Genomic DNA, 1377 nt, shown 5'->3' with positions numbered 1-1377 from the left:
CCGCCCGCCGCTACTTCAAAAACGACACCCACTCCATCGTCACCAAAACCCTGCAGATGCTGGCGGCGAGGGGCGAGGTCGAGGAGGGCGCGCCGTCGTACGCGATTGACCGCTACAAACTGCTCGACGTCAACGCCGGCACCACCGGAGGCGCAGGCGGCGACGCCTAAACCCTGCATCAACAAAGGCGGCGGCAGTGTTCTTCATGAACACTGCCGCCGCTTTTTGTTTCAACAGGACCTACGTTCGCAAGCTGCGCCGATCCACCACAAACCCGGTGGCCGCATTTTCGCGGACTGCATTGATCCCGGCTACAACCGCCTTCAGGTTGGGAAACTGTGGAGACACTGCCACAACCGTGCCGTCGTCGGCCGTGAGCCGGAACCGGAAGGTGCTGGGTCCGGCCTTGAGAATTTCGAAACTGCCCGCCATCTTTGTTTGTCCTCCACGCGTCATTGCATCAGAGCTGATTTGAACAATTCCCTTCAGACCCTAATAGGCCCGCGAAGGCGCCAAAAGCCCTACCCGGCAGTAGTTTTTCAACCGATTCCGGTAGATAACCCTCAAAAGGCTGCATGGACCTAGAGACCGCGTCAAATGCCGCGCGTATGGTGAGGATATGACTCACTCCGGCTCATCACAGATCACCGGCGTCCTGTTGGCGGCCGGGGCAGGCACCCGTCTGGGGCGCGGCCCCAAAGCGCTGCTCCCCTTCCGGGGGCGCACCCTGGTGGAAGTGCTGGCCGAAACCCTGTACGACGGCGGCTGCCGCGAGGTGGTGGTGGTGCTCGGTGCCGAGGCGGCCAACATCCGGAAGAACACCGACTTGGATCGCTACACCGTGGTGGAAAACGCCGATTGGGCCAAGGGTATGGCGGGCTCGTTCCGCACCGGCATCGAGGCCGCCAACCCCAACAACAGCATCCTGGTGGCGCTGGTGGACCAGCCCGGACTGACCCCGACGGCGGTCAGCAGGTTGCTGGGCGCCCACCGTCCCGGCCGGATCACTGCAGCGGCCTACCCCGATGATGCGGGCCACCTGAAGCGTCGGCACCCGCTGATCATCGACGTCGGGCTCCGCGAGCAAGCCGCGGAAGCGGCGAAAGGTGACACGGGGGCGCGGTCCTTCCTCAAGGCGCACCCGGGCCTGGTGGACCTGGTGGATTGCAGCGACCTCTGCTCCGGCGAGGACCTGGACACCAAGGACCAGCTGCACCTGCTCGAAGCCTGATCCACACCCGCGTTAACCCGCACCCGCTCCGCCCCCCGTTTTAACCCAAGTAGGTCGCAATAGTGCGCGTTTTGTCGGGTCTAAACGCGCACTATTGCGACCTAGCGGTTCCGCGCCGTCGGCGCCCCATGGAGTGGGGAAAGTGT

At 63.8% G+C, this 1377-nt stretch carries 2 protein-coding genes; one reads left to right on the top strand and one right to left on the bottom strand.

All coding sequences use genetic code 11. The features are described 5' to 3' along the window. Positions 1 to 240: 240 nt before the first annotated feature. Positions 241 to 432, bottom strand: coding sequence for a YegP family protein (locus OCL88_RS21035; protein WP_021473425.1), 192 nt, complete (start codon positions 430 to 432; stop codon positions 241 to 243). 187 nt (positions 433 to 619) lie between these two features. On the opposite strand from OCL88_RS21035, the gene nboR reads away from it, so the two are divergent. Continuing rightward, entirely contained in the window at positions 620 to 1231 is a 612-nt protein-coding gene (nboR, locus tag OCL88_RS21030; RefSeq protein ID WP_021473426.1) for a nicotine blue oxidoreductase, read from the top strand. Positions 1232 to 1377 lie beyond the last annotated feature (146 nt).

This window comes from Paenarthrobacter sp. PAE-2 (assembly GCF_026013155.1).
GTDB lineage: Bacteria > Actinomycetota > Actinomycetes > Actinomycetales > Micrococcaceae > Arthrobacter > Arthrobacter ureafaciens.
This window is presented reverse-complemented; position numbering and strand designations above follow the sequence as displayed.